Below are 20,337 nucleotides of genomic sequence, written 5' to 3' on the forward strand. Positions count from 1 at the left end.
CCCTAGGAGCGCTCTTGAGCGCGCGCTTTGGAGTGGTTGATGGGTCAGGTCGCAATCTACTCGCGGGTCGAGCGGCGTCGCCGGTGGAGTGACGAGGAGCGCTGGCAGATCTTGGAGGAGGCGTTTTCGCCGGGTGCCAAGGTGCTGCACGTGGCGCGGCAGCACGACGTCTCGACAGGGCTGATCTACACCTGGCGGCGCAAGCGGCTCGCCGCGCAGCTTAAGACGGCGTCAGCCGCGTGCGACCAGGGGTTCGCCGAGGCAGTGCTCGTCGGGGAGACAGAGCCGGTCACGCCAACTACGACGCCGGCCATTGTCATCGACCTGGAGAGTGGCAAACGCGTCAGTATCTTCGCCTCGGCGTCGCCCGCGCTGGCGGTCGCGGCGCTGAAGGCGCTGCGGTGATCCCGCCGGGCGCGCGGGTGTGGATTGCGATGGGTCACACCGACATGAGGAAGGGCATGCAAGGGCTGGCGCTCATGGTGCAGCAGCAGCTCCACCGGGATCCGCACGGCGGGGATCTGTTTGTATTCCGGGGTCGACTCGGCTCGCTGGTAAAGATCATCTGGCACGACGGTCTGGGCATGTCGCTCTATGCTAAACGCCTGGAGAAGGGCCGCTTCATCTGGCCGTCGGCGAAGGACGGCGTGGTGTCGCTCACCGCCTCACAGCTGGCCTGCCTGCTCGAGGGTATCGACTGGCGCAACCCGCAGTACAGCTGGCGCCCGGCGAGCGCCGGATAGACCATTATCGCCTTGCGCGGAGAGGCCGAGGATGATTCACTCTTGCTCGTGGGAACGCTTGTCTCGCCTCTTCCGGACGATGTCGATGCGCTGAAGGCGCTACTTGCTGCTGCCCTGCAACGCGCCGACGAGGCGGAGGCGCGCGCCGCCAACGCCGTCGCCCGCGAGAGCGCCATCGAGGCGGTCATCGCGCACCTGAAGCTGCAGATCGCCAAGCTCAGGCGGGAGCAGTATGGCCCGAGCGCCGAGCGCAGTCGCCGCCTGCTCGAGCAGATGGAACTCCAGCTCGAGGATCTCGAGGCCGACGCCAGCGCGGACGACCTCGCCGCCGAGGCCGCCGCCAACACCGCCAGCGTCGCGCCGTTCGAGCGCAAGCGGCCGGTCAGAAAGCCGTTTCCCGAGCATCTGCCACGCGAGCGCGTCGTCATCCCGGTGCCATGCGCGTGCCCCGCCTGCGGCGGCTCGCGTCTGTCGAAGCTGGGCGAAGACGTGACCGAGACCCTCGAGGTGGTCCCGCGGTCGTGGAAGGTCATCCAGACGGTGCGCGAAAAGGTTTCGTGTCGGGACTGCGAGACCATCAGCCAGCCGCCCGCGCCGTTCCACGTCGTGCCGCGCGGCTGGGCGGGGCCGAGCTTCCTCGCCATGCTGCTGTTCGAGAAGTACGGGCAGCACCAACCGCTCAACCGCCAAGCCGGGCGGTTCGCGCGCGAGGGCGTGCCGCTCAGCGTTTCGACGCTCGCCGACCAGGTCGGCGCTGCAGCCTTCGCGCTGACGCCGCTCTACAAGCGCATCGAAGCGCACGTCCTCGCCGCCGAACGCATCCACGGCGACGACACCACGGTGCCGGTTATGGCCAAGGGCAAGACCGACATCGCTCGATTATGGGTGTACGTGCGCGACGACACCCCGTTTGCCGGCACCGACCCGCCGGCGGCGCTCTTCCACTATTCGCGCGATCGCCGTGGTGAGCACCCGCAGGCGCATCTCGCCAGCTGGTCGGGCATCTTTCAGGCCGACGCCTACGGCGGCTACGGCGAGCTGTACCGCGACGGTCGGGGCGCAGGCCGCGTGCTTGAGGCCGGGTGCTTCGCGCACGCCCGGCGCAAGTTCTTCGAGCTCGCCGACGTCGAGGGCGCCGCCTGCAAGAAGAGCCGCGGCGAGCGGACCGGCATGATCTACCCCATCGCGCTCGATGCGGTGAAACGGCTGGACGCGCTCTTCGACATCGAGCGCGCCGTCAACGGCAGGCCTGCCGCCGAGCGGCTCGTGGTCCGTCAGGAGCTCAGCGCGCCGCTGATGGCGGAGCTCCACACCTGGCTGACCGACCAGCGCGCCGGGCTGTCGCGCAACCACGACCTTACGAAAGCTTGTCTCTACATGCTCCGCCGCTGGGAGGCGTTCACGCGCTTCCTCGACGACGGCCGCGTCTGTCTCTCGAACAACGCTGCGGAACGCGCCCTTCGCTGCGTGCCGCTCGGCCGCAAGGCATGGCTGTTCTGCGGCTCGGACCGGGGCGGCCAGCGCGCCGCCATCCTCTACACGCTCATCCAGACCGCCCGGCTCAACAACGTCGACCCGCAAGCCTGGCTCGCCGACGTGCTCGCCCGCATTGCCGACCACCCCGCGACCCGGCTCGACGAACTGCTGCCGTGGACCTGGACGCCTCAGATCCAGGTCGCGAACGCCGCCTGATGGCCGCCCCGTCAATGGTGTTCACCGCGCGCTTTGCAGCGAGACACTTTGGCGTAGACATCGGCGTGATTGAGGAACTTGCTGAGGAGATGGCGCCCGAAGATGGCTGCCTCAGCGTCATCGACAGCCTTGAAGACGACGCGGAGTCCACCACAGCCTTCACCCGCCGCGGTCTCGACTACCTCGACGAACTCCTCGACCAGCGCCGCTCAGACTTCATGCAGGAAAGCTGACCCGGTCCGCGGCCTTCAGCGGATGGATACGTCCGTTGCGATTGACGAAGAGACGAAGACGATGCCACTCAGCCGACTTATGCGCAGAAAGTCTTGCGCGGAACCGTAGCGGCTCCTCTTGCGTCCCCGCCAAATAGCTCCGGGTTGACCGCCACAAGCATTAGGCAAGCTGATCAAGATCTCCGCGCGGCGATCATGAAGGATTGTAGTGTCGCAGCGTGGCAGGTTCTGGTCACGACCGAGGCCGGAAGCCACATGCGAGTCTAGATGTCACCGACACTTCCGCCCGCAGCAAAGAAATGCATAACTGCGGATGCTACAGCTTCGCAGTAACCGCTGAAGACGTTCGCCTATTGATGGGCAAGCGTCCTAACCGCTGCCCCTTCGCTATCGCCATGGCTTTACGAGTGAGCTGCCGTAACAGGCATTTACTAGGCTTCTGCAAACTCTCTAAGGCCGCCTTGATATCATAATGAACGATTCACCTGCTTAGACGCTCCAATAAGCTCTAACACGCGAAGATCCTACGCTACGGAAACAGGCCAGCGATTTCAAACTCTCCAACGATCCCGGTGCATAACAAAGCAGCACTTATGAGGCAGTTTGAGCGCTCCGCCGGCTGCTACGGTAGAGCCCAATTTCCGCCGCAGCGTCAAGGCTTGTCAGAATCGCACCGAGCAGCAAAAAAATCGAATGCGCTCCATTGTATCCGCCTGGATTTATACCGCTACAACAGAGATCGCGGGCAAAAAGACGGTCAACGCCCAGAGACAAACCCGCAGCGTCATTATCAAACTGCTCTTCTGACGCTCGCTGGTCATCATTCTAGGCCCCTTCCGCGCAACGTCCATAGCGCAGCTTTGCGAACCCCGACAATGTATCGCTTATGCCCAGCGGCGCCTGACCGGGGAGGCCCTCCGCCCGCGCGACGTTTGTATACCGCTGCGCTTGATGCCATAGGCGTGGAAACAGCCGGTCGCCCTAACGATTGCGAGTACGCGATGAACTCCGTTGGAAATCTCATGCTCATGATCGTATGCGGCATTTTCAAGCTCTGGGCACGCGCTGCCTTCGGAAAAGGGCAAGACCTTCCCGCCTATAATGACAGCGGGATCGAAGTCGTCGAGCACTGACCAACACTCAGGACGGTCGCGATCGAAGGTGCCGCTTGCCATTCCAAGCAGGATACAACCTCCGCATTGTGATATGAAGCCGCATGTTGTTTCGTACCCTCTTCAGAGTTCCCCTCGACCGTGCCCCATTTGCGTTAAATCTAAGATCTTTCTGGAAAGCGCAAAGGCAACCAGCCTGCCCTAATTGCTTTTTCCCTGCGGCAAGCGCCTAATGTTCCGCGAGCATTGCATAGGCATAAGAGCGCTTCAGATTACGATTGCGCCGTCTTCGGTATGAGGGTGATACGTTCGCCCTTCAAATTAGAAGGTCTGGTACAGGGCGATAAACGCAAGGACGCCGCCGATTGCGATCATCCAAAGCGCAATCTGTTGCGATATTTGCAAAATCTTGGACGAGGGATCTTTTTTCATTAGGAGAAGGGTCGCGAGTGGAACCAGCAACCACGCGACCAGCAGAACCGACATAGCACCTCCGACTGCCCTGAGCCCGGCAGTCCTACGCGTCCGTACCCGCTGTGCGCAAGGCGCCTTCTCGTCTCACGCTTCGCTCACCTGGCTCCAATGCTGCGAGCACGGCCGCCACGTAGCGACACCAAGCCGCAGCAATTGAAATCGACTGCACATGATCGGGGTAAGCCCGGCAAATCATTAGACCCGAGCTGCCCGCAATTGACGCAATACCGCAATGGCCTGCTTTCACGCTCCGGCCTGTTCGGCGCAGACTAACTCCTACCGCCGCTCCATGTTAACGCGCTTTTTTACCAACGTTACACATCTAAACCACCTTTTTTTGACCGCTCAGACGATAGAGGGCGCAGTCGGAGAACGGAATGCACTCGCCTTCGCCGAATAGTATCTCGACCTCGCCAAGCATATGAACGCCGGCGAGAGCACCCTTGAGTGGTAGACGAACGCGCGTTGACCACCCGTCCTCCGTCTGCACGGCCCCGATCGCGATCATCAGCACCAGATGATCCGTCGTCACCTCATACGTTCCGATGAGCGCCCCCGTACCTGACATTAGAATGACGCCTTCGACCAACGTGAACTGGTTGCTTTCCGGCTCTGGAGCGCCATTCAACAAGTCGAGTTGCCACCGGCCATCGAAGGATCTCACCATCTCGTCCCTACTCATCCGCCTGAACTGCGGCACGTCCGCACCATTCGTCACCGACCGTAGCCGGTACGCTTCGGCTCGAATACCTTTCACATCTTGGCTGGAGCGCCAATGCGCGGCCCCGGAGCGCTTTGGTGTCGCCCGGAGTGTTGGGCAGTGTCGGCGCGTCGACCGGCTGCGCAGTTGGGGCGAGCAGGAACGTTGATCCACCGCGCTTGGGCGATATCCGCTTTCGACCCTCCCATAGCCCGATGCCGGCCTTTCCAAGCTCGGTCATTACGATCGTGACCGAGCCAAGGTTGAAGGGCTCGATCCCCTCTTACTGATCCGTCTGTCACGACGTATCCACGCTCACCGATGCGGGCCCGTCGGCACGAGGTGTACATGCGTGCGCCTCGTTGACCTTTCCGCAGGCGGGTAGGCCGAGCCGGCTGCTCCTGGCGATCCGCTCTGATCAAAGCGGCGTTGGCGCCAAGCCCGCGCGCGCGGCGTACTCCTCCGCACGCAGACGCCAGAGGCGATTGGAAAACGTCGATTGAGCGTCCGCTTCCGCAAGACCCGTCATCCGCACAGACGCGGTCGTGTGCCGGAGAACGCGACGCCGTCTTCTACCACTGCGACTTCGGCGTATGTCTGCTGAGGCCCGTCCAATGGATCGATGCTTCAGGCCGATCGCGGCTGATCACTGTCACCCAGTGCGCGGACATAGCGTGCCGGCGGCTTCCCCATTACTTTGCGAAACATCTTGATAAAGCCACCCGAACTTTCATAGCCGAGCTTGGCGGCGACGGCCTGTATCGAAGATCCTTCCGCGATCATGCGCAGTGCCATCGTGATGGCAAACTGCTGGCGCCAGCGCCCGAACCCGAAACCGGTCTCGCGCACCATGCCACGATCGAGCGTTCGCTCGCAGATGCCTGCGTCCATCGCCAATTCTGCCCGCGATCGCCGCGATGCCGGATTCACCATTACTGCCGCGGCGACATGCCGCAGCCGCGCGTTAACAGGCATGGGCAGATGCAGGTTTTCAATGGAAGCTTCCGCCACTTCTGCAAGCAACAGGTCTCGCAGATCAGACGGGACCGGTGTCGCTCCGTCGCCTGCCGCGCGTTCCAGAAAGCTGGCCGACAGCATGTTCACGTTCTTGGAAACCGCGAGGGTGCAGATCACCATTGGCAAGTCGCCAGCGAGTTCGGGGTCGAGCAGCACCTTCGCTCCGCTCATCGCACCGAACGCCGTGAGGCTGTGCAACTTTCCGCTCGGGATCCACATCGCACAGTTCGGCGGAGCCAGCCACAGGCCCCGCTGCGATGCACATACCAGCGCGCCACGCAGCGGGATCAGGAGCTGCGCACGCTGGTCGCTCAGCGGTTCGGTATCAGACCGCATGGTCGCGCCGGCCATGCGCGACATGACCATCCTCGGCGCACGTTTGGTACTCATTGGTTCGGACGCTGCATCCGTCGACGCAGCTTGGTCGGTATGTCCGTCATGATACTGCCAACACTGATGATGCTTGCGAACCGCGGTGGATGGTATGCGCTATGCAAAATTGCGATCCTTAGGTATCCATCCGCTGAAGGCCGCGGACCGGGTCAGCTTTCCTGCATGAAGTCTGAGCGGCGCTGGTCGAGGAGTTCGTCGAGGTAGTCGAGACCGCGGCGGGTGAAGGCTGTGGTGGACTCCGCGTCGTCTTCAAGGCTGTCGATGACGCTGAGGCAGCCATCTTCGGGCGCCATCTCCTCAGCAAGTTCCTCAATCACGCCGATGTCTACGCCAAAGTGTCTCGCTGCAAAGCGCGCGGTGAACACCATTGACGGGGCGGCCATCAGGCGGCGTTCGCGACCTGGATCTGAGGCGTCCAGGTCCACGGCAGCAGTTCGTCGAGCCGGGTCGCGGGGTGGTCGGCAATGCGGGCGAGCACGTCGGCGAGCCAGGCTTGCGGGTCGACGTTGTTGAGCCGGGCGGTCTGGATGAGCGTGTAGAGGATGGCGGCGCGCTGGCCGCCCCGGTCCGAGCCGCAGAACAGCCATGCCTTGCGGCCGAGCGGCACGCAGCGAAGGGCGCGTTCCGCAGCGTTGTTCGAGAGACAGACGCGGCCGTCGTCGAGGAAGCGCGTGAACGCCTCCCAGCGGCGGAGCATGTAGAGACAAGCTTTCGTAAGGTCGTGGTTGCGCGACAGCCCGGCGCGCTGGTCGGTCAGCCAGGTGTGGAGCTCCGCCATCAGCGGCGCGCTGAGCTCCTGACGGACCACGAGCCGCTCGGCGGCAGGCCTGCCGTTGACGGCGCGCTCGATGTCGAAGAGCGCGTCCAGCCGTTTCACCGCATCGAGCGCGATGGGGTAGATCATGCCGGTCCGCTCGCCGCGGCTCTTCTTGCAGGCGGCGCCCTCGACGTCGGCGAGCTCGAAGAACTTGCGCCGGGCGTGCGCGAAGCACCCGGCCTCGAGCACGCGGCCTGCGCCCCGACCGTCGCGGTACAGCTCGCCGTAGCCGCCGTAGGCGTCGGCCTGAAAGATGCCCGACCAGCTGGCGAGATGCGCCTGCGGGTGCTCACCACGGCGATCGCGCGAATAGTGGAAGAGCGCCGCCGGCGGGTCGGTGCCGGCAAACGGGGTGTCGTCGCGCACGTACACCCATAATCGAGCGATGTCGGTCTTGCCCTTGGCCATAACCGGCACCGTGGTGTCGTCGCCGTGGATGCGTTCGGCGGCGAGGACGTGCGCTTCGATGCGCTTGTAGAGCGGCGTCAGCGCGAAGGCTGCAGCGCCGACCTGGTCGGCGAGCGTCGAAACGCTGAGCGGCACGCCCTCGCGCGCGAACCGCCCGGCTTGGCGGTTGAGCGGTTGGTGCTGCCCGTACTTCTCGAACAGCAGCATGGCGAGGAAGCTCGGCCCCGCCCAGCCGCGCGGCACGACGTGGAACGGCGCGGGCGGCTGGCTGATGGTCTCGCAGTCCCGACACGAAACCTTTTCGCGCACCGTCTGGATGACCTTCCACGACCGCGGGACCACCTCGAGGGTCTCGGTCACGTCTTCGCCCAGCTTCGACAGACGCGAGCCGCCGCAGGCGGGGCACGCGCATGGCACCGGGATGACGACGCGCTCGCGTGGCAGATGCTCGGGAAACGGCTTTCTGACCGGCCGCTTGCGCTCGAACGGCGCGACGCTGGCGGTGTTGGCGGCGGCCTCGGCGGCGAGGTCGTCCGCGCTGGCGTCGGCCTCGAGATCCTCGAGCTGGAGTTCCATCTGCTCGAGCAGGCGGCGACTGCGCTCGGCGCTCGGGCCATACTGCTCCCGCCTGAGCTTGGCGATCTGCAGCTTCAGGTGCGCGATGACCGCCTCGATGGCGCTCTCGCGGGCGACGGCGTTGGCGGCGCGCGCCTCCGCCTCGTCGGCGCGTTGCAGGGCAGCAGCAAGTAGCGCCTTCAGCGCATCGACATCGTCCGGAAGAGGCGAGACAAGCGTTCCCACGAGCAAGAGTGAATCATCCTCGGCCTCTCCGCGCAAGGCGATAATGGTCTATCCGGCGCTCGCCGGGCGCCAGCTGTACTGCGGGTTGCGCCAGTCGATACCCTCGAGCAGGCAGGCCAGCTGTGAGGCGGTGAGCGACACCACGCCGTCCTTCGCCGACGGCCAGATGAAGCGGCCCTTCTCCAGGCGTTTAGCATAGAGCGACATGCCCAGACCGTCGTGCCAGATGATCTTTACCAGCGAGCCGAGTCGACCCCGGAATACAAACAGATCCCCGCCGTGCGGATCCCGGTGGAGCTGCTGCTGCACCATGAGCGCCAGCCCTTGCATGCCCTTCCTCATGTCGGTGTGACCCATCGCAATCCACACCCGCGCGCCCGGCGGGATCACCGCAGCGCCTTCAGCGCCGCGACCGCCAGCGCGGGCGACGCCGAGGCGAAGATACTGACGCGTTTGCCACTCTCCAGGTCGATGACAATGGCCGGCGTCGTAGTTGGCGTGACCGGCTCTGTCTCCCCGACGAGCACTGCCTCGGCGAACCCCTGGTCGCACGCGGCTGACGCCGTCTTAAGCTGCGCGGCGAGCCGCTTGCGCCGCCAGGTGTAGATCAGCCCTGTCGAGACGTCGTGCTGCCGCGCCACGTGCAGCACCTTGGCACCCGGCGAAAACGCCTCCTCCAAGATCTGCCAGCGCTCCTCGTCACTCCACCGGCGACGCCGCTCGACCCGCGAGTAGATTGCGACCTGACCCATCAACCACTCCAAAGCGCGCGCTCAAGAGCGCTCCTAAGCGTGGTCATAAGAGCGTTGCCCCTGATACCCGCAAGGCGGGTGTCGCCGGATGGATACATCCTTAGCAACGTGATCGCCGCCGCGAGGTGAAATGAGGCGGCACACGGCACGACGGGTCTACACGGCTGCAATGTCGTTTCCACCCTGCCAAGCAGCAGGCTCTGGGTCACTCACAGCTTCATCCGCGAACGGCCGCGCGGCGGTGGCGAGGTATCACAACATTGTTGCGGTTAAGGGATGTGGTGCAGCTTCACCAATCAGAGGCGATGATACAGAGCCGTGCGTATCCTTGTATTTGACATTGGGTCAGACACGAGGATGGTGCTCGTTATAGCTAGGGTCACGACTCGTTAATTGAGCCAGAAGATGACGGTTGCGGCGATGCAGATGGCTGACATGAAGGTATGCGCGCAGCGATCATAGCGCGTGTGGATACGCCGCCAATCCTTGAGCCTTCCGAACATGTTCTCTATTTTGTGGCGCTGCCGATAGAGTGCGGCGTCGTGCGGGATTGGCGTTTTGCGGTTCGTCTTTGAGGGGATGCAAGCCATGATCTTGCGCTTGGCCAGCGCAGCGCGAAACCAGTCGGCGTCATAGCCTTTGTCGCCTAGCAGCGCCTTGGCCCTGGGCAAGGCGTCGAGCATGAGGGCGGCACCCTTGTAGTCGCTCATCTGGCCTTCGCTCAACAGCATGACGAGCGGTCTGCCCCTGTCATCGCAGACGGCATGGAGCTTCGAGTTCAGGCCGCCCTTGATGCGTCCAATACGTCGGGGAACAGACCCTTTTTAAAAGGCTTGCAGCCGTCCGGTGCGCCTTGAGATGCGTGGCGTCGATCATCAACTGGTCAGGCTTGCCGCCTTTCGCTGCAAGGCCTGCAAAGATCTTGTTGAACACACCAAGCCGGCTCCAGCGGATGAACCGATTGTAGATCGTCTTCGGCGGCCCGTACTCGGCTGGCGCGTCGCGCCAGCGCAGACCGTTTCTGATCACGAAGATGATCCCGCTGATGATCCGCCGATCATCGACCCGAGGCACCCCGTGCGATAACGGGAAATACGGTTCAATGCGGCGCATCTGCGCCTCCGACAACCAGATCAGATCACTCATGATAGCGCCTCCTCGCACCACCACTGAATCAACCAATCGCAATCTCCGCAAGCAATTTAATAGGTCCTGAGCCTAGCTCGTAGGTCCTATCACGTGGACGCTAGCGCCGATGTCCGCACGCACTTCCAACGCGCTTTGTGCCGGCGCCCTTGGCGACACAGCGTCGATGTGAGCTCCCTTTCTTTCCGGTACACAGGGTCTATACAACGGCTGGGCGATGGTCTGAGCACCGCGCGCAAACCGTGCTTCGCTGCTTCAAGCAAACGCAGAGACAATGACCGAACAGCCCATCTCCGAAGATGACACGATCCGGCGCTTCTATGAGGCGATCGTCGCGTCCCGCGCGGTAGCCGACGAGCTTGGACTGCATATGGTCGCCATCAAGCTCGACGGCGCGATCGTTGCGTTGGAGGCGGTGCTTTCGCAAAGCGCGTCCGATCCCGGAACACCGTGAAGCCGGAACGGTTTGGCTGCCAACGACCCTGTTAACGTGAACTCGGTCCGCACCCCCGTGTCGGTGACAGCGCCGCCGCGCGACCGGCGCGCCGATCCCCAAGACCGGCTTTGAAACCGGTGGATCGGTCGATCGCAAGATCTTCGTTTGCGCAACCTGTGCTCTGGGCATAGCATTGCCTTTGTCGAACCCGCCAGCGTAGGAAAATGCCGTGCTCCGCATCATCATGACAGGCGTCGCCACTCTCGCACTGGCCGCGTCGCCCGCGTTCGCCGCACCGTGCAAGGATGCCAAGGGCAAGTTCACCAAGTGCCCAGACAAGACCGCCGCCGCTACCAGTGGGATCGTCAAGGATGCCAAGGGCAAATGCCATGTCGCGTCCGGTCCCAAGAAGGGGCAGTTCACCAAGTGCTGAGCTACTGCCGCGCGCCTTGGGTCGTCAGCTGATCCAGCCGCGCGGCAATCTCGCGAAAGCGTGCGACGCCTGCGTCGTCGCCGTTCGTGGCAAGCTCCGTGATCCGCTCGACGATCCACGCGATGGCGCCGTCGCCGTGGATGCGTTCGATCGCCAGAGCCTCGGCCCAGCGTTCCTCGTCGGGTGTCATCGCACGCTCGAGATCACGACGGTCCATCTTCGCTCCTGTTCTCGCGATGTGCCTGCCCGCCGCATCGGCCGCGCCCGCGCATCCCGCTGCCAGAAACCGCGCGGACATGCAGGCTTTTTCACGCGCGTCGCGTGTCGAGCGAGCGCCCCCAGCTGCTGATTTGCAGCGTGAGGCGACGACGCTCTGGCGGGGTATCGTAGCGACCATCACGGCGCGTCGGACCACCTCCACCCGGCGCTCGATGAAGGTTCGACGGATTTCAGGATTCCGTCCCAGCCCGCACCGATCGCCGCCGCAGCGACCGCGCTTTTGATCTCACCGGTTATCGCCACCGTGATTGTCCGCGCCAGGGGACACGCGCGATCGGGATGCAACTGAACTTCAATTTCGTCGGCGTGTGCCTCGCCCGCGATAGTCCCTCCGGCCGGGCCGTCTCGGCTGCCCTCGTTTCCGCAGCGACGCTCCACCGGCTGCACGCGCGCCGGACCTGCCAGCCCGTCGAACGCCGTCGTGGCTGGTCCGGTGGTTCGAGGATCGCGCTGCAACGGGCGGTCGCTTACACGCCCAGAGTCATGCGCGCGGCACGCTATGTCGCGCCTCCATTGCAGACTTTGATGCCGCGATATCTTCGTTACGGCGATCCGAAGCGAGCGTTACGTCTCTGCGCGCCGGGTCGGGAAGACTGGTCCGCGCACGGTCATTTTGTCGGCGTCGTACGGCCGCTGCAGCGCTAAGATCTCGTCATAGCTGCCGCGCAACCATGTCTCGATATCCGCCGGCGCCAGGATCGTGATCATCGCCTTGGGATGGATCGGCGCGACGAGCGGGTTGGGATCGCATGTCACCATCGTGAAGCCGTTGCCCGCCGCAGTGCGCTGCCAGAAGCCCACCACCGCGAACACCGGCTGATCGGTGACGCTGAACCACATCTCGCCTTTGAGCGGCGGCTTGCCATCACCAAGGTCGTGCTTTTCGGGCGTGAATTCGCAAAACTCGGTGAGCGGCACCAGACAGCGGTTTTCGGGCCGCTCGGCGAGTCTGCGCCAGTTTGAGCGTTTGAGATCGCGAACATTGGTCATCGGCCATGCCGCCTGCCCGCCCAGCACATCCCACAGCATCACGTCCCAGCCGCGCGCGCCGTCCTGCTCGCGCACCACATAGCTGCGGTTCTTTGGGCGCAGCTCGCGAGGATCGAAGCGGTTGTCGCGCGGGCGCTCGCTGAACAGCTTGGCGGCCGCGCCCCAGAGCGTGTCAGGTTCGCTTGCCATGCGCGCGCGGTTGCACATCGCGGCGCCGTTCAGCTGTCGGTCGCGCGAGCCCGGGTCGCCACGGCGCTCCCGGCACGCCGCGCGCGGACACGATTACCGACCGCGCCGTGCGCGCGCGCCGGGTCGATCCGCGCCGCGGTCGCGAAGCTGCGCTTTGCCATCAGCCGCTGTTCCGCTCGCCCTTCAGCCGTTCGGCCGCAGCGTCGAGCGTGGCGCGGTCATTGCCGACGCGCGCGATCAGATCGCGCGCCTGCGTCTGGCTGAGACCATGTTTCGAGGCAAAATACTCTACCTCATAGGGTTCACTCGCCGCGACGCGGCTGCGATCCTCGGCCCCCTGCTTGCTCTTGTCGTCTGCCATGCCAATCCTCCCGGTCTGCGCGATCAACGTCGCCCGTTTGAATTTGCTCCGCGCGACCGCCTCAGGGCGGCGAGACCTCCTCATAGCGTCCCGCCCGCCGCAGCTGGCGAACGATCCCGTTGAACGCCGCGGTGACACCCTGCGCGCGGCCGATCGCATTGTCCTGACCGGCCGCATCCCAGTAGAGCGAAAGCGGCCAGCGCTCGGGACAGTGCGGCAGCAAACAGCGGAGCGCCAGCCGCACGTCCATCGTGTCGATGCGGCCCCCTGCACAGCGGGACACCCCCTCGCGCAGGACATAGAGCGAGCAGGCGATGATGATGCGCTGATGCCGCGACAGCGCGATCATCGGAAATCGTGCGACTTGAAGCGCACGACGTCTTCAGGATCCATGCCCTCGGCATGGGGCGGCCAGTAGCAATCGCGCGGTTCCGGGCTCCAGCTCTTGCCGCCGGCATCGCCCCGATCGGGCGCGCCGGCGTGCCGCGCGCCATCGCCGCGCCCGGTGCGATGCGGGAACGACATCTCGCCGACGCGGTGGAGGAGATCGCCATGGTCGATGATCCGGTCGCAGATGATGTGGATCACCTCGCCCTCTTTCTGCACCCTGCCCTTCATTCCGATCATCGATGCCGACATGACGGTCCGGCGCTGCGCCTCGAACCGGTCGGGCCACAGGATGCCGTTGGCGATGCCGGTCTCGTCCTCGATGGTGATGAACAAGACGCCCTTGGCGCTGCCGGGCTTCTGGCGAACGAGGATGATGCCCGCCACCTCGACGTGGCGACCATCGCGAATGGTGGCAAGGTCGGCACAGCGCGTCACGCCCCGGCGCGCGAGGTCATCGCGCACGAAGGTCAGCGGGTGCGCGCGCAGCGAAAGCTGGAGCGCACGGTAATCCTCGATCACCTCGCGCCCATCGGTGAGCGGTCGCAGACTGACATTGGGCTCGATCCCTTCCGCGCTGATGCTTTCCGCGGCAAGGTCGGCTGCGGCGAACAAGGGCAGCGGCGCCTCGCCGAGCCCGCGCACCTTCCACAAGCCCTGGCGACGATCGTCGCCGAAGCTGTGGAACGCGTCGCCATCGGCAAGCTTCTCGATCGCGGCACGCGGCACCCCGGATCGTCGCCACACGTCCTCGACGCTGTCGAACGCTCCGAGCCCACGCGCGGCGACGATCGCCGCGCCGTCCTTGTTGGAGAGGCCGCGGATCTGGCGGAGCCCCAGCCGCACCGCGAGGAAGCGCCCGCCGGCGGGTTCGAGCGTGCAGTCCCAGCGGCTCGCGTTGACGCACGGGGGCCGCACGTCGACGCCATGCTCGCGCGCATCGCGCACGATCTGCGCAGGCGCATAGAAACCCATCGGCTGCGCGTTCATCAGGGCGGCACAAAACACGTCCGGGTGGTGATGCTTGATCCATGAGGAGGCATAGGAGATCTTGGCGAACGAGGCGGCGTGGCTCTCGGGGAACCCGTATGAGCCGAACCCCTCGAGCTGGCGGAAGGTGCGTTCGGCGAACGCACGCGGATAGCCGCGCTCGACCATGCCGCCGATCAGCTTATCCGAGAAGTGCGACACGCCGCCGGTGAACTTGAAGGTCGCCATTGCGCGGCGCAGCTGGTCGGCTTCGGCGGGCGTGAAGCCTGCGCCGACGATCGCGACCTTCATCGCCTGTTCCTGGAACAGCGGCACGCCAAGTGTCTTCTCAAGCACCGCGCGTAGCTCTGGACGGGGATATTCGGGCTTCTCGAGCCCTTCGCGCCGGCGCAGATACGGGTGCACCATATCGCCCTGGATCGGTCCGGGCCGCACGATCGCGACCTGGATGACGAGATCGTAGAAGCGCCTGGGCTTCATGCGCGGCAGCATCGACATCTGCGCGCGCGATTCGATCTGGAAGGTGCCGAGCGTGTCGGCCTTCTGGATCATCGCATAAACGTCAGCGTCATCGTCCTGCAGGTCGGCCAAGCCGATGCGGATCCCTTTGTCGGCCTCGAGCATGGTAAAGGCGCGGTTCATGCAGCCGAGCATGCCCAAGCCCAGCACGTCGACCTTCATGAACTTCAACGCATCGATATCGTCCTTGTCCCACTCGATGATCTGGCGGTCTTGCATCGCGGCCGGCTCGATCGGCACGAGATCGTCCAACCGGTCGTGCGTCAGCACAAAGCCGCCAGGATGCTGGCTCATGTGGCGCGGCACCCCGATCAGCTTGCGCGCGAGCTCGAGCGTCAGCCGCAAACGGCGATCGCCGATGTCGAGGTTGAGCTGCTCGACCTGTTTCTCCCCCACCCCTTCGGCCGACCAGCCCCACACCAGCCCGGCAAGCGAGGCAGTGAGATCCTCAGGGAGCCCGAGCGCCTTGCCGACATCGCGCACCGCGCCGCGCGCACGGTAGCGCGTCACCACCGCGGTCAGCGCGGCGCGGGTCCGTCCATAGGTGTCGTAGATCCACTGGATGATCTCTTCACGCCGCTCATGCTCGAAGTCGACGTCGATATCGGGCGGCTCGCGCCGCTCGCCGCTGACGAAGCGTTCGAACAAGAGCTCGTGCTTGATCGGGTCGATCGAGGTCACCCCGAGCACGAAGCACACGCAGGAGTTAGCGGCAGAACCACGCCCCTGGCACAGGATGCCACGCCTGCGCGCCTCGCGCACGATCGCATGGACGGTGAGGAAATAGGGCGCATAGCCAAGCTCAGCTATGAGCTGCAGCTCGTGCGCGATCTGGTCGGTATAGGCCTGCGGCACCGCGCCCTCGAACATCCGTTCGGCCGCATCGCCCGCCATCTGCGCGAGCGCGTCTTGCGCGCTCAGCCCCGCGATCACCCGCTCGTGCGGATATTGGTAGGCGAGCTCGCCAAGATCGAAGGTGCAGGCGCACGCGATGTCGACGCTTGCGCGTAGCGCATCGGGATAGTCCTTGAAACGCCGCGCCATCTCGTCCGGTCCTTTGAGCGCGCGGTCGGCGTTGACCTCACGCCGGTAGCCGAGCTCGTCGACCGTGCACTTCTCACGCACCGCGGTGACCACATCCTGGAGCAGGCGGGCTTCTGGCGCATGATAGAGCACGTCGCCGGTCACGACCGCACGCACCCGCGCCCCGCCCGCCTGCCGCGCCAGCGCATCGATCCGCATCGCATCATCGGGACGCCTGCGCTGGGACAGCGCCATATAGCCACGCCGGCCGTACACCGCTTTGAGATCCGCAAGCGCAGAGAAGTTGTCCGCGTCCGCCTCGTGCGGGAGCAGGATGGCGATCACTCCGTTCGACCAGGGTTCGAGGTCCCGCCAGTGGAGCAGACAGCCGCCCTTGCCTGCCCGCCCCTTACCGAGGGTGAGCAGCCGCGTGATCCGCGACCAGGCCGCGCGGTCGGTTGGATAGAGCAGCAGACGTCTGCCGCAGGAGAGATCGACGCGCGTGCCCGCGATCGAGCGCACGCCCGTCGCCTTCTGCGCCTCCCAGGCGCGCACCACGCCCGCCACCGTGCCGATGTCGCTGACGCCGAGCGCCGGGTAGCCGAGCAGCGCGGCGGCCGCGAACAGTTCGTCGGGCGCCGACGCACCGCGCAGCAGCGAGAAGTACGTGAGCACCTGAAGTTCGACATAGGCGCTCATGCGAACACCCCGTGAATCCACCAGCTGAGATCGCCGGCGTCGCGTTCGACGCCGTCGCCGCGTCGAAACAGCCAGAAGCGACCACCCGCGTCGTCCTCGACGCGAAAATAGTCGCGCACCGCCCAGACCTCTGCGTCGCGCCGCCACCATTCGCCGTGAATGCGTTCGGGGCCATCCCCCGCCACCACGCGGTGCGCGCGCCCACGCCACTCGAAGCGCATGGGCGGTTGATCCGGCAACAGCGCGATCACACCCCACAGCGGCTCCGGTCGCGCGAACAGCCGCGGTGGACGCTGCCAGCGGGGCCACGCGCCTGGAACGTCGATGGGGTTGGTGCGCGTGACCGCCCGCTCGGGCACGTGGCTGGGGACGGGCGCAATGCGGAAAACGGCATGCGCGCCGATCCGCCCCGCGACGAGATCGATGAGCCGCGCGGGATCGCGCACCAGCGCGTCGCCGGCGAGCACCGCACCGAGGTCGAGGGCGTCGAGCGGCTCGGTATGCGGAGCGACCAGCACGAACTGCTCGAGTCCCATGCCCGGATCGATCCGCTCGATCCTGAGCGTCAGCAACCGGAGCAGGTGCGGCACCGCGCGCGTCGGGCGCGACGTGCCGACCGCCACCGTTTGCTCGGTGCCATCGACACGGCTGCCGATCAGGCGAAGCGCGCGGGCACCCAGCCCGCGCGCCTGCAGGACGACAGAGAGGTCCTGCAGCAGATCCGCCATGACCTGCGCAATCGCCTCGGCGGTGCCGATCGGCTCGAGCAGATGGCGTTTCACCATGGGCATCGACGGATCGTCATGCGGCGTGATTGGCTCCGCCACTGCGCCGAGCGCCTGATCGAGCCGCGTGATCGCGTGGAGGCCAAGCCGGCGCGCGAGCGGCCCACGCGCGACCGGCAGCAAATCGGCGATGGTCTCGAAGCCGAAGCGCCGCGCCGCGCCGCGTGCGGTCGCGTCCAGCCGCAGCGCCGCGACCGGGAGCGGCGAGAGAGCGGCGATGACGCCCCCCGGTGGTACGATCGTGATGTCGCGCGCGGCAAAGCGCGCAAGCGCATGCGCGGCGCCGGTGGTGTCGGCGATCGCGACTCGCGCGGTCAGCCCGATCCGCGCACAGAAGGCATGCAACCGGCGGCAAAACCGCTCCTCGCCACCGTGGAGGTGGTCGCATCCGGCAAGATCGAGCCACAGCCCGTCTGCCGGCGTCACGGCGGCGACCGGCGACCACCGTCGCACCGCCAGCAGCGCCAGCCGGTCGAGCAGGCGCCCGTCGGCGGCGGCGTCGTGCGGACGGATGTCGAGATCGGACACGAGCGCTCGCGCGTGCGTCACCGCCATGCCGGCGGTGATGCCAAGCGCTGCGGCGGCCGCGCAGATCGCGACCACCTCCTCGCGGCGTCCCACCTTGCCGACGAGCGCCAACGGCGCACGCGCGGCCGTCGCAGATCCCGAGGCGACGACAGGCACGCCGGCGTCTGCTCCGTACCCCACCGCTGCCGGGCGTTTGAACGGATGCTCGGCGGCTTCCGATCGTCGGCCGAGTTCGCGAACCGGAGGCCTAGCGTGGACCGGCAGCGCGGCGATCTGCTGCTCGACCTCTCCGCGCGTCGCACAATCGCTTCGCGCCCAGCGCGCGCCCGGGCGCCATCCGCCGCCCCGCGGCACCGAGCAGGCGCCGGGATCGTCATCGACCGGCAGCCGGAGCGCGCGCGCCTCAGGCGGCGGCGCTGCGGGCCGCTCCAGCCGTCTCAGCCGCTCCACGGCGAGATGCGGCAGGAACAGCGAGACGACCCGTCTCATCGCATGCCTCCAGGATGAGGGAGAAGCCCGCGCCGCCGCGCTGGCGCGCCAGCTCGATCGACCAGCGCGCGCGGCCGACGCCGGGAACACCCAGACGCGCGGATGGCGCGCTCGCGACGCGCCAGCGGGTCCAGGCCGCCGAGGGTTCGTCGAGCGGATCGGCGTCACGGCTGCGCCGGCGCCGCAGCAGCAGCACCGGGATGTCGGCGTCCGCCGCCACCAGCTGCAGCCGTCGCGTCGCCACCATCGACACGCGCGACGCCTCCGCCACCACTGCCGACGGGGTGCCGTCCCGCACCGCGTCCTCGACGACCGCCAAAAGCTGCTGATCGTCACACGGCTGGGCATGGATGACGTCCGCTGCGGTCAGTCCGGCCTGCGCCAGCCCCGGCGCGTAGAGATCGTTTCGGCAGCTGACCCAGAGGACCGGCCCTCCGGTCCCCGCCGCCTCGCGGGCAGCGATGCCCGCGAGGAAGAGCGTCGCCGCGGCGTCGTCCATGAGCGTGCCGCCTCGCGCAGCGACCTCATGGAGCGCACCGGCGCGCAGACCGCCGCCGAGCCGGTCGTCCAGCGCCTGCAGTCCGAACGGCGCGACGCGGTAGGTCGCGACGGGAATCGCTAATGCTCTGAGCTGGGCGATGGATGACGGCGGTGACGGCGTGGCGATATGCATGTGCGTTAGACTCGGTTTGTTCGCTTTATGTTCCATGGAGGATCGCAGTGGGTCAAGGTGACAATCGCGCGTTTTCTGTGGAAAGCCGGCGCGCGCGGAGTTCGGGACGACTGGAGGCGCCTGGTCGAGACAATCGATATCGTGTGGCGCAGCGCCGCCCGCGCCGAGCGGCAGGGGCTGCTGGCCGATCTGCTGCGCGATCTCCACCAACATTGCCGCAGAGGCTGATCGCCTGCTGGTGCCGCAACGTCCGTCACTCCCCAACCGGCTCGCGACACTGCACCGCCACATCGAACAGCGCACGCGGCCTGTCCCGTTCGGCCGAGGCGGCCTCCCGTCCGTTTTCAATAGTCCTCGAACGCATAGCCATTGAGGAACTGCCGGGTCCGCAACCCTGCGCGCTCGACCAGGGAGAGATCGGCCAGATCGCACACCGCCTCGAAGCGCGCGCGGATCAGCGCGATCTGCGCGTCGATGATTGCTCGCGCCGCACCCCCGTCAAGCAGGAAGGTGGGCGCCGCGGCCACACAGGTCACCAGCCGGCTGTCGCGCCGGTCGCCGGTGATGAGCATTGCCTGCGTCGCCTCGCCGCCGGTGCGCGGCTGCGGGCAGATGTCATAGGCGGGGGTCAGGGCCAGCGCCTGACCGTCCCAGAAGGCTGCGTGGTTTCGCGCGTGATCGTCTGTATTGCCGCTAAGCAGGTTGAACACCTGCCGCCCGAACAGCTCACGCAGTGTCGCGCGCGGATCGACGAAGCGGTTGCGGATGATCTCGGCCAGCGTCTTGTAACTGGCATAGCGCGCCATCATCTCGTCAAGTTCGAGCAGGGTCCGCGCCGACACCATCGCGCGCCGCGTCCAGCCGCCGGATGCCCCCACGCGGTCGAAGCGTTCGACCAGCAGCACATCCTTGCCCGCCGCACGCGCCAGCGCGACGGGGGCAACGTGCAACCCGGCCTCGGCGGCGAGGCGCATCGCGACGAACTCGGCTTTCACGACATTCTGTACGTCGCCAGTCGCGGCGGATTTGGCGACATAGCGCAGCGTGACGTTATCGACGGACACCTTAGGCCGCGCCCCGCCCAACAAGCTGCCGTGATGTAGCGCACGGTCGAGCTCGGGGGTGAGCGGCACGCCGGCCTCGACCCGCTCGGCCGAGGCGGAGAATTCGTCCAGCGTAGCGCCCGGCGCGGTGCGGGGCACGTATCCGGTTGCCGAGACCTGAAAATCGGGCGCGCCGAGCCGGATTTGAGAAGATAGGTCAGTTCG

24 protein-coding genes are annotated in these 20,337 nt (G+C 66.0%); 7 read left to right on the forward strand and 17 right to left on the reverse strand.

Annotated elements, in window-relative coordinates; all coding sequences use genetic code 11:
* Positions 1 to 39: 39 nt before the first annotated feature.
* The 5 genes from tnpA (AC3ANX_RS15980) to AC3ANX_RS16000 all read left to right on the forward strand — a co-directional run bounded on the left by tnpA (AC3ANX_RS15980) (position 40) and on the right by AC3ANX_RS16000 (position 3,475).
* Positions 40 to 405 carry an IS66-like element accessory protein TnpA gene (gene tnpA / locus AC3ANX_RS15980; protein ID WP_488334233.1) on the forward strand — a complete coding sequence of 122 codons (366 nt, stop codon included), beginning with the start codon at positions 40 to 42 and terminating at the stop codon, positions 403 to 405.
* Complete coding sequence (gene tnpB, locus AC3ANX_RS15985; protein ID WP_488334234.1) at positions 402 to 743, forward strand: IS66 family insertion sequence element accessory protein TnpB; 342 nt, start codon at positions 402 to 404, stop codon at positions 741 to 743. Before tnpA (AC3ANX_RS15980) ends, tnpB (AC3ANX_RS15985) begins: the two co-directional genes overlap by 4 nt.
* A 48-nt stretch (positions 744 to 791) precedes the next feature.
* Positions 792 to 2,435: an IS66 family transposase gene (gene tnpC, locus AC3ANX_RS15990; RefSeq protein ID WP_488336893.1), complete on the forward strand. Its 1,644-nt coding sequence runs from the start codon at positions 792 to 794 to the stop codon at positions 2,433 to 2,435.
* Positions 2,393 to 2,668, forward strand: a complete 276-nt coding sequence (locus AC3ANX_RS15995; RefSeq protein WP_488334235.1) for a hypothetical protein — start codon at positions 2,393 to 2,395, stop codon at positions 2,666 to 2,668. Before tnpC (AC3ANX_RS15990) ends, AC3ANX_RS15995 begins: the two co-directional genes overlap by 43 nt.
* 603 nt (positions 2,669 to 3,271) lie before the next feature.
* Positions 3,272 to 3,475 carry a hypothetical protein gene (locus tag AC3ANX_RS16000; protein WP_488334236.1) on the forward strand — a complete coding sequence of 68 codons (204 nt, stop codon included), beginning with the start codon at positions 3,272 to 3,274 and terminating at the stop codon, positions 3,473 to 3,475.
* A 626-nt stretch (positions 3,476 to 4,101) separates the two neighbouring features.
* On the opposite strand, the gene AC3ANX_RS16005 is transcribed toward AC3ANX_RS16000, so the two are convergent.
* The 8 genes from AC3ANX_RS16005 to AC3ANX_RS16040 form a co-directional block, all read right to left on the reverse strand.
* Positions 4,102 to 4,266, reverse strand: a complete 165-nt coding sequence (locus tag AC3ANX_RS16005) for a hypothetical protein (RefSeq protein ID WP_488334237.1) — start codon at positions 4,264 to 4,266, stop codon at positions 4,102 to 4,104.
* A gap of 310 nt (positions 4,267 to 4,576) precedes the next feature.
* Positions 4,577 to 4,918 carry a hypothetical protein gene (locus AC3ANX_RS16010; RefSeq protein ID WP_488334238.1) on the reverse strand — a complete coding sequence of 114 codons (342 nt, stop codon included), beginning with the start codon at positions 4,916 to 4,918 and terminating at the stop codon, positions 4,577 to 4,579.
* 663 nt (positions 4,919 to 5,581) lie between these two features.
* Positions 5,582 to 6,331: an AraC family transcriptional regulator gene (locus AC3ANX_RS16015; RefSeq protein WP_488334239.1), complete on the reverse strand. Its 750-nt coding sequence runs from the start codon at positions 6,329 to 6,331 to the stop codon at positions 5,582 to 5,584.
* A gap of 182 nt (positions 6,332 to 6,513) precedes the next feature.
* Positions 6,514 to 6,789, reverse strand: a complete 276-nt coding sequence (locus tag AC3ANX_RS16020) for a hypothetical protein (protein WP_488334235.1) — start codon at positions 6,787 to 6,789, stop codon at positions 6,514 to 6,516.
* On the reverse strand, positions 6,747 to 8,390 hold the full coding sequence (gene tnpC, locus AC3ANX_RS16025) for an IS66 family transposase (RefSeq protein ID WP_488336893.1): 1,644 nt from the start codon (positions 8,388 to 8,390) through the stop codon (positions 6,747 to 6,749). The genes AC3ANX_RS16020 and tnpC (AC3ANX_RS16025) overlap by 43 nt, the downstream gene beginning before the upstream one ends.
* A gap of 48 nt (positions 8,391 to 8,438) precedes the next feature.
* Positions 8,439 to 8,780: an IS66 family insertion sequence element accessory protein TnpB gene (tnpB, locus tag AC3ANX_RS16030; protein WP_488334234.1), complete on the reverse strand. Its 342-nt coding sequence runs from the start codon at positions 8,778 to 8,780 to the stop codon at positions 8,439 to 8,441.
* Positions 8,777 to 9,142: an IS66-like element accessory protein TnpA gene (tnpA, locus tag AC3ANX_RS16035; protein ID WP_488334233.1), complete on the reverse strand. Its 366-nt coding sequence runs from the start codon at positions 9,140 to 9,142 to the stop codon at positions 8,777 to 8,779. The genes tnpB (AC3ANX_RS16030) and tnpA (AC3ANX_RS16035) overlap by 4 nt, the downstream gene beginning before the upstream one ends.
* Before the next feature lie 389 nt (positions 9,143 to 9,531).
* Positions 9,532 to 10,288 (reverse strand): IS5 family transposase gene (locus AC3ANX_RS16040; RefSeq protein WP_488334240.1). Its coding sequence is split into 2 segments (ribosomal slippage): positions 9,532 to 9,964 and positions 9,963 to 10,288, totalling 759 coding nucleotides; the frame shifts between segments, so codons are not numbered across the junction.
* Positions 10,289 to 10,562: 274 nt separating this feature from the next.
* Here AC3ANX_RS16040 and AC3ANX_RS16045 point away from each other — a divergent pair.
* Both AC3ANX_RS16045 and AC3ANX_RS16050 read left to right on the forward strand, forming a co-directional pair.
* Positions 10,563 to 10,742, forward strand: a complete 180-nt coding sequence (locus AC3ANX_RS16045) for a hypothetical protein (protein WP_488334241.1) — start codon at positions 10,563 to 10,565, stop codon at positions 10,740 to 10,742.
* Between the two features lie 211 nt (positions 10,743 to 10,953).
* A complete protein-coding gene (locus AC3ANX_RS16050; protein WP_488334242.1) occupies positions 10,954 to 11,157 on the forward strand; it encodes a hypothetical protein in 204 nt (67 codons plus the stop codon).
* Between the two features lies 1 nt (position 11,158).
* On the opposite strand, the gene AC3ANX_RS16055 is transcribed toward AC3ANX_RS16050, so the two are convergent.
* The 9 genes from AC3ANX_RS16055 to AC3ANX_RS16095 all read right to left on the reverse strand — a co-directional run bounded on the left by AC3ANX_RS16055 (position 11,159) and on the right by AC3ANX_RS16095 (position 20,271).
* Positions 11,159 to 11,347: a DUF6961 family protein gene (locus AC3ANX_RS16055; RefSeq protein WP_488334243.1), complete on the reverse strand. Its 189-nt coding sequence runs from the start codon at positions 11,345 to 11,347 to the stop codon at positions 11,159 to 11,161.
* Positions 11,348 to 12,000: 653 nt separating this feature from the next.
* The gene (locus AC3ANX_RS16060; protein ID WP_488334244.1) at positions 12,001 to 12,633 is read right to left on the reverse strand and encodes an SOS response-associated peptidase family protein; all 633 of its coding nucleotides are present in this window, start codon (positions 12,631 to 12,633) and stop codon (positions 12,001 to 12,003) included.
* Between the two features lie 11 nt (positions 12,634 to 12,644).
* Complete coding sequence (locus AC3ANX_RS16065) at positions 12,645 to 12,776, reverse strand: hypothetical protein (RefSeq protein ID WP_488334245.1); 132 nt, start codon at positions 12,774 to 12,776, stop codon at positions 12,645 to 12,647.
* Positions 12,776 to 12,976 carry a DUF3606 domain-containing protein gene (locus tag AC3ANX_RS16070; RefSeq protein WP_488334246.1) on the reverse strand — a complete coding sequence of 67 codons (201 nt, stop codon included), beginning with the start codon at positions 12,974 to 12,976 and terminating at the stop codon, positions 12,776 to 12,778. Before AC3ANX_RS16070 ends, AC3ANX_RS16065 begins: the two co-directional genes overlap by 1 nt.
* Before the next feature lie 61 nt (positions 12,977 to 13,037).
* Positions 13,038 to 13,325, reverse strand: coding sequence for a hypothetical protein (locus AC3ANX_RS16075; protein ID WP_488334247.1), 288 nt, complete (start codon positions 13,323 to 13,325; stop codon positions 13,038 to 13,040).
* A complete protein-coding gene (locus AC3ANX_RS16080) occupies positions 13,322 to 16,594 on the reverse strand; it encodes an error-prone DNA polymerase (protein ID WP_488334248.1) in 3,273 nt (1,090 codons plus the stop codon). Before AC3ANX_RS16080 ends, AC3ANX_RS16075 begins: the two co-directional genes overlap by 4 nt.
* Complete coding sequence (locus tag AC3ANX_RS16085) at positions 16,591 to 18,396, reverse strand: Y-family DNA polymerase (protein WP_488334249.1); 1,806 nt, start codon at positions 18,394 to 18,396, stop codon at positions 16,591 to 16,593. Before AC3ANX_RS16085 ends, AC3ANX_RS16080 begins: the two co-directional genes overlap by 4 nt.
* Complete coding sequence (locus AC3ANX_RS16090) at positions 18,311 to 19,069, reverse strand: ImuA family protein (RefSeq protein ID WP_488336974.1); 759 nt, start codon at positions 19,067 to 19,069, stop codon at positions 18,311 to 18,313. The genes AC3ANX_RS16085 and AC3ANX_RS16090 overlap by 86 nt, the downstream gene beginning before the upstream one ends.
* Positions 19,070 to 19,413: 344 nt before the next feature.
* Positions 19,414 to 20,271: a type II toxin-antitoxin system HipA family toxin gene (locus AC3ANX_RS16095; RefSeq protein ID WP_488334250.1), complete on the reverse strand. Its 858-nt coding sequence runs from the start codon at positions 20,269 to 20,271 to the stop codon at positions 19,414 to 19,416.
* Between the last annotated feature and the right edge of the window lie 66 nt (positions 20,272 to 20,337).

Source organism: Sphingomonas sp. BRN-1R, assembly GCF_057748035.1.